The organism is Ancylobacter polymorphus (assembly GCF_022836935.1).
Classification (GTDB): Bacteria; Pseudomonadota; Alphaproteobacteria; order Rhizobiales; family Xanthobacteraceae; genus Ancylobacter; species Ancylobacter polymorphus_A.
The window spans coordinates 1,736,501-1,742,500 of sequence record NZ_CP083239.1 but is presented as its reverse complement, the minus strand read 5'-3'; the positions used below and the strand labels follow the sequence as shown (position 1 = coordinate 1,742,500).

At 68.4% G+C, this 6,000-nt stretch carries 7 protein-coding genes (1 of these 7 running past the window's edge); 6 read left to right on the top strand and 1 reads right to left on the bottom strand.

The genetic code is table 11. From position 1 onward, the window contains the following. Window positions 1–156, bottom strand: partial view of an HpcH/HpaI aldolase/citrate lyase family protein gene (locus K9D25_RS08145; RefSeq protein ID WP_244450352.1) — the beginning only. It extends 744 nt beyond the left edge of the window; 156 of the gene's 900 nt are visible here — the first part of the coding sequence; it begins with the start codon at window positions 154–156; its stop codon lies beyond the left edge, outside the window. Between the two features lie 108 nt (window positions 157–264). On the opposite strand from K9D25_RS08145, the gene K9D25_RS08140 reads away from it, so the two are divergent. The 6 genes from K9D25_RS08140 to K9D25_RS08115 all read left to right on the top strand — a co-directional run bounded on the left by K9D25_RS08140 (window position 265) and on the right by K9D25_RS08115 (window position 5,590). Further along, the gene (locus K9D25_RS08140) at window positions 265–1,437 is read left to right on the top strand and encodes an NAD(P)/FAD-dependent oxidoreductase (protein WP_244450351.1); all 1,173 of its coding nucleotides are present in this window, start codon (window positions 265–267) and stop codon (window positions 1,435–1,437) included. A gap of 10 nt (window positions 1,438–1,447) precedes the next feature. Beyond that, a complete protein-coding gene (locus tag K9D25_RS08135; protein ID WP_244450350.1) occupies window positions 1,448–2,215 on the top strand; it encodes a DUF429 domain-containing protein in 768 nt (255 codons plus the stop codon). 151 nt (window positions 2,216–2,366) lie between these two features. Further along, window positions 2,367–2,675 carry a DUF2849 domain-containing protein gene (locus K9D25_RS08130; protein ID WP_244450349.1) on the top strand — a complete coding sequence of 103 codons (309 nt, stop codon included), beginning with the start codon at window positions 2,367–2,369 and terminating at the stop codon, window positions 2,673–2,675. A gap of 20 nt (window positions 2,676–2,695) precedes the next feature. Continuing rightward, on the top strand, window positions 2,696–4,351 hold the full coding sequence (locus K9D25_RS08125) for a nitrite/sulfite reductase (RefSeq protein ID WP_244450348.1): 1,656 nt from the start codon (window positions 2,696–2,698) through the stop codon (window positions 4,349–4,351). Further along, window positions 4,338–4,850: a DUF934 domain-containing protein gene (locus K9D25_RS08120; RefSeq protein ID WP_244450347.1), complete on the top strand. Its 513-nt coding sequence runs from the start codon at window positions 4,338–4,340 to the stop codon at window positions 4,848–4,850. The genes K9D25_RS08125 and K9D25_RS08120 overlap by 14 nt, the downstream gene beginning before the upstream one ends. Then, window positions 4,847–5,590: a phosphoadenylyl-sulfate reductase gene (locus K9D25_RS08115; protein ID WP_244450346.1), complete on the top strand. Its 744-nt coding sequence runs from the start codon at window positions 4,847–4,849 to the stop codon at window positions 5,588–5,590. Before K9D25_RS08120 ends, K9D25_RS08115 begins: the two co-directional genes overlap by 4 nt. Window positions 5,591–6,000 lie beyond the last annotated feature (410 nt).

The following is a 6,000-nucleotide window of genomic DNA, read 5'->3' as shown; positions in this document are numbered from 1 at the left end:
GCGGGCGCGCGCCTCTGCCTTGGCGTCGGGGGCCACCGCGTCCTCGAGATCGATGACGATCGCGTCGGCCGGCAGGCTACGCGCCTTTTCCAGCGCACGTGGATTCGCCCCCGGCATGAACAGCACGCTGCGGCGCGGACGGACGGGTGTGGACATGATTCGCTCGGCTCATTGGCAGATGGTGGCGAAGAGCCTATCCCGCTGATTGGCGGGCTGCCAATCGGGCGCCGGTGCCCGGTCGCGCCGCCTTTATGGGTCAAGGCCATGGACGAGACTTTCGACGTGCTCATCGTCGGCGGCGCCATCATGGGGGCCGCCACCGCCTATTTCCTCACAAGCGATCCCGGCTTTACCGGCCGCGTCGCCGTCATCGAGCGCGATCCCAGCTTCACCTATTCCTCCACCACCCTGTCCGCCGCCTCGCTGCGCCAGCAATTCTCGATTCCCGAGAACATCCGCATGTCGCTGTTCGGGCTGGAGTTCTTGCGCAGCGCCAAGGAGCGCTTCGGCCCCGACACCGATCTCGCCTTCCATGAGGGCGGCTATCTCATTCTCGCCAGCGCCGCCGGCCTGCCGATCCTTCAAGCCAATCACCGCACGCAGATGACGGAGGGCGCCGACATCGCGCTGCTCGACCCGGCCGCGCTGAAAGCCGCCTTCCCCTGGCTGAATGTGGACGATCTCGCCGCCGGCGCCTTTGGCCGCTCGGGCGAGGGCTGGTTCGATGCGCACGCGCTGCTCGCCTGCCTGCGCGGCGCGGCGAAGGCGCAGGGCGCGCATTTCATCACCGGCGAGGTCGTCGGCCTCACCCGCGAGGGCGCGCGCATCACGGGGGCGACGCTGGCGGACGGGCGGCGCCTCGGTTGCGGCGCGCTGGTCAATGCCGCCGGGCCGCGCGCGGGCCGCGTCGCCGCCATGGCCGGCATCCCCCTCCCCGTCGAGGGCAAGAAGCGCTGCGTCTTCGTTGTGCATTGCCGCACGCCGATCGAAAAGCTGCCGCTGCTGGTCGACCCCTCGGGCTTCTATATCCGGCCCGAAGGCGCCTACCAGATCTGCGGCGCGCCGCCTGCGGAAGACAACGACCCCGACGCGGACGGTGATTTCGAAGTCGACTGGTCGATCTTCGAGGAGAGCATCTGGCCGAACCTCGCCCACCGCATCCCGGCGATGGAAGAGCTGAAGGTGGTGCGTGCCTGGGCCGGGCATTACGAGATGAACCTCTTGGACCACAATGCGGTGATCGGCCCGCACCCGGAGGTGGGCAATTTCTACTTCATGAACGGCTTTTCCGGCCACGGCCTGCAGCAGGCCCCCGCCGCCGGCCGCGCCATCGCCGAATGGCTGGTGCAGGGCCGCTCCGTCTCGCTCGATCTCGACGTGTTCTCCTATGAACGCATCGCGGCCGGGCGCCCGCATGCGGAGCTGAACATTATTTGAGGGGGCGAACATGCGCGTGGCGGGCGTGGATGGCTGCAAGGATCGCGGCGACGGCAAGGGCGGCTGGGTGGCGGTGATCGTCGAGCCGGATGGTTCCGCACACGCCACCCGGCTCCGGGCGATCGCCGAACTGTTCGAGCGCCCGCTGGCGCCGCACATCGTCGCCGTGGACATGCCGATCGGGCTGCCCGAACGGATCGAGACCAATGGCCGCGCGCCCGAGCGGCTGGTGCGGCCGAAGCTGGGGCAGCGTCAGTCGAGCGTGTTCTCCATGCCCTCTCGGGCGGCGGTTTATGCGAGCGTGGACGACAGCGTCCCGGAAGCGGCGCGCTATCGCCACGCCTGCGCGGTGGCACTCGCCACCTCGACACCGCCGCGCAAGGTGTCGCGACAGGGCTTCGCGCTCTTTCCCCGCATCGTCGAACTCGACCGCTGGCTGCGCGCCACGCCGGCGGCGCGGGAAAAGGTCTTCGAATGCCACCCGGAAGTGAGCTTCTGGGCGATGAACAAGCGTGAGCTCGACCTGCCCAAGAAAGTGAAGGGCATCGCCGCCGCGCCGGGGCTGGAGCTGCGCCGACGGCTGCTCGAAGCGGCCGGCTTCGCGCCGGAAATTCTGTCGCCTCTCAAGGCGCGGGAGCTTCGCGTCGGCGAGGACGATCTCATCGACGCCTGCGCCGCCGCATGGACGGCAGGGCGTATCGCCCGGGGCGAGGCGACGAGCTTCCCCTCCCCGCCGGAGCGCGACTCCGAGGGGCTGCCCATCGCCATATGGGCGTAACCGGGCGGGCTTAACCTCTCCTTCACGCCGGAGGCGCATGCCGTGAGGAGGGGAGGCGGATAATTACACGTCATTTTTGTGCATATATTTCTTTTGTACGTTCTAAATTGGTGTGATAGAAAATTGCCCCAATGAGATGAGGATTTCGCGCATGGCCGCGCCGCAGCAGCAAAAACTGAAGGTCAACGGACCCGTCGCCGTCACCGCCAACCGTCTCACCGACGGCGCCGTGGTGTGGCGCACGCGCGACGGCGGCTGGTCGGTAGAGCTGGCGGATGCGGCCATCGTCACCACCGCCGACGATGCCATCGCCCTGCTGGCGGAAGCCGGTAAGCGCGATCTCGACGCGGTCGGCCCTTATGTCGCCCCGGTTACCGTGGATGACCAGGGCACCATCGGCCCCGGCAATCTGCGCGAGCGCATCCGCGTCGCCGGTCCGACCTTCGAACTGCCCCAGTGAACGACGCCTAAGGCCGCCCCATGTATGCCTATGACGAATTCGACCGCGCCTTTCTGGCCGAACGTGTCGCCGAGTTCCGCGACCAGGTCGGCCGCCGCCTCTCGGGCGCGCTGTCGGAAGACGAGTTCAAGCCGCTGCGGCTGATGAACGGCGTCTATCTCCAGTTGCATGCCTATATGCTGCGGATCGCCATTCCCTATGGCACGCTCAGCGCCGCCCAGCTGCGCCGCATGGCCCATGTCGCGCGCGTCTATGATCGCGGCTATGGCCATTTCACCACGCGGCAGAACATCCAGTTCAACTGGATCAAGCTGGAAGAACTCCCCGAGGCCATGGCCGCGCTGGCGGAAGTCGGCGTCCACGGCATCCAGACCTCGGGCAACTGCATCCGCAACGTCACCACCGACCAGTGGGCCGCCGCGACGCCGGAAGAATGCGACGACCCGCGCATCTGGGCGGAAATCCTGCGCCAGTACTCCACGCTGCACCCGGAATTCACCTACCTCCCGCGCAAGTTCAAGATCGCCATCACCGCCGCCGGGCATGACCGCGCGGCGATCAAGGTGCACGATGTCGGCCTGCGCCTGCACCGCAACGACGCCGGCGAACTCGGTTTCGAGGTGCTGGTCGGCGGCGGGCTCGGCCGCACGCCCTTCGTCGGCAAATCAATCCGCGATTTCCTGCCGGCGCGCGAGCTGCTGAGCTACATCGAAGCGATCATGCGCGTTTACAATCAGTACGGGCGCCGCGACAACATCTACAAGGCGCGCATCAAGATCCTGGTGCACGAGATCGGCGCCGAAGAATTCTCCAAGGCGGTCGAGGCGGAATGGGCGGCGATCCGCGACGGCGCGCTGCATCTCACCGATGAGATGATCGCCGATATCCGCGCCCGCTTCATCTATCCCGCCTTCGCTCCGCTGGAAAATGAGCCGGCTGTTCTCACCGAGGCGCTGAAGGACGCACGCTTTTCCACCTGGCACCGCAATTCCGTGCAGGCGCACAAGGTGCCGGGCTATTCCATCGTCACCATCTCGCTCAAGCCGGTCGGCGCCCCTCCGGGCGATGCGACCGCCGACCAGATGGACGTGGTCGCCGACCTCGCCGAGCGCTACGGCTCTAGCGAGATCCGCGTCGGCCATGAGCAGAATCTCTGCCTGCCGCATGTGGCGCAAAAGGACCTGCCGGCGCTGTGGGCCGCGCTCGACGCCGCCGGCCTCGCCACGCCGAATGTGAACCTCGTCAACGACATCATCGCCTGCCCCGGCCTTGATTACTGCGCGCTGGCCAATGCCCGCGCCATTCCGGTGGCGCAGGAAATCGCCAAGCGCTTTTCCGATCTCGACCGGGCGCGCGGCGTCGGCCGGCTGCACATCAACATCTCCGGCTGCATCAATGCCTGCGGCCACCACCATGTCGGCCATATCGGCATTCTCGGCGTGGAGAAGAACGGCCAGGAATTCTACCAGATCACGCTGGGCGGGCGGGCCGACGAGCATGCCCAGCTCGGCACGCTGCTGGGGCCGGCGGTGTCCTATGAGCAGGTGCCGGGCCTGATCGAGGATGTGGTCGACACCTATCTGGAGCTGCGCGCCGGTCCGCAGGAACTGTTCATCGACACGGTCGCCCGCCTCGGCGTCGAGCCCTTCAAGGAGCGCGTCTATGCCTCTCATTGAAAAGGGCGAGATCGTCGCTGACGCCTATCTCCGCGTGCCCGACGAAGAAGCGCTGCCCGAAGGCGTGGCGGTGCTCATCGGCATCGACCGCTTCCTGAAAGAGGCGGAGACGCTGAAGGGACGGCAGGCGCCGGTCGGCGTGATCTGGCCCAACAACCGGCCGATCGCCGAGATCGAACCCTATCTCGGCCAGCTCTCGCTCATCGCGCTGAACTTCCCCACCTTCCGCGACGGGCGCGCCTATAGCCAGGCCCGCCTGCTGCGCGAGCGGCTGGGCTGGAAGGGTCCGCTGCGCGCCATCGGCAATGTGCTGCGCGACCAGTTCCTGCTGATGGAGCGCTCCGGTTTCGACCAGATCGACGCGGTGAAGGAGGCCGACGCCGAAGCGTTTGACGAGGCCACCCACCGCTACACCGTGTTCTATCAGCCGGCCACCGACCAGCGCCCCAGCCTTCTGCGCCAGCGCCTCGGCCGCACGGTTTCGGGAGTGCGCGCATGACCTTCCAGCGTTCCGGTGCCGATTTCACCCCCGCCGCGCCGTGCACGGACGAGGTGGGCGGGCTCGCCTGCGCGCTCGCCGATGCCGGGCCGGAGGAAATCATCGCCACCGCCCTGCGCACGCTCGGCCCCGGCCGGCTGTGCCTCGTCTCCTCCTTCGGCACGGAATCGGCGGTGCTGCTGGCCTATGCCGCCAAGGTCGACCGCTCGATCCCGGTGGTGTTTCTCGACACCGGCTTCCTGTTCGAGGAAACGCTGGCCTATCGCGACGCGCTCACCGCGCAGCTCGGCCTCACCGATGTGCGCAGCATCCAGCCGGATGCGGCGCGGGTGGCGGCGCTCGACGCCGACCGCGACCTGTGGTTCTCCGATCCCGACGCCTGCTGCCGCATCCGCAAGGTGGAGCCGCTGGCGCGGGCGCTTGCCGGTTTCGACGGCTGGCTCAACGGGCGCAAGCGCTACCAGGGCGGCCTGCGCGCCACCATTCCGGCGGTGGAGCGCGACGGTGCGCGGCTGAAGTTCAACCCGCTCGTCAATCTCGACCGCGCGGCCGTGGAAGCTGCGCAGCGCGATTTCGCCCTGCCGGACCATCCGATGCTGGCCAAGGGCTTCACCTCGGTCGGCTGCATGCCCTGCACCAGCCGCGCGGCGGCAGGTGAAGACGCCCGCGCCGGCCGCTGGCGCGGCAAGGGCAAGACCGAGTGCGGCATCCACACGCTGCTGAACACCGTCAGCGCCTGAACGGGTGCCCGCGCCGCCTTCGCGCCCTCATCCCCGGGCTTGACCCGGGGATCCATCCTTCCCGCACCGCCGGGCGCCATCCGCGCCGATTTCACGTCCCCTCATCCGCGGGCCTGACCCGGGGACCCAGCCTTCCCACGCCGCCAACGCCGGGCACCGCGCGCAAGCTCTCGCCCGCTGCGGCCGAGTTCGTCGGCGCCCGGCCCCTGGGTGCCCGGGTCAAGCACGGGCATGAGGAAAAGGGGAAGCCACCCAGCTGCCTGATGCAGCGGCCGGACCGCCCCTGCCCCCATGCTCCCTGAAAGCTCAGCGCCCGGCACGCTCACGCCCTCATCCCTGGGCCCGCAGCCCCCGCGCCCCCGGCACCGCGCATGCGCCTTGGCGCCCCCTCATCACCGGACCTCGCGCGC

Excerpts from the sequence above, each read along its gene's own strand:
- K9D25_RS08140 (WP_244450351.1), top strand. The coding sequence starts at position 265 with ATGGACGAGACTTTCGACGTGCTCATCGTCGGCGGCGCCATCATGGGG.
- K9D25_RS08135 (WP_244450350.1), top strand. The coding sequence starts at position 1,448 with ATGCGCGTGGCGGGCGTGGATGGCTGCAAGGATCGCGGCGACGGCAAG.
- K9D25_RS08130 (WP_244450349.1), top strand. The coding sequence starts at position 2,367 with ATGGCCGCGCCGCAGCAGCAAAAACTGAAGGTCAACGGACCCGTCGCC.
- K9D25_RS08125 (WP_244450348.1), top strand. The coding sequence starts at position 2,696 with ATGTATGCCTATGACGAATTCGACCGCGCCTTTCTGGCCGAACGTGTC.
- K9D25_RS08120 (WP_244450347.1), top strand. The coding sequence starts at position 4,338 with ATGCCTCTCATTGAAAAGGGCGAGATCGTCGCTGACGCCTATCTCCGC.
- K9D25_RS08115 (WP_244450346.1), top strand. The coding sequence starts at position 4,847 with ATGACCTTCCAGCGTTCCGGTGCCGATTTCACCCCCGCCGCGCCGTGC.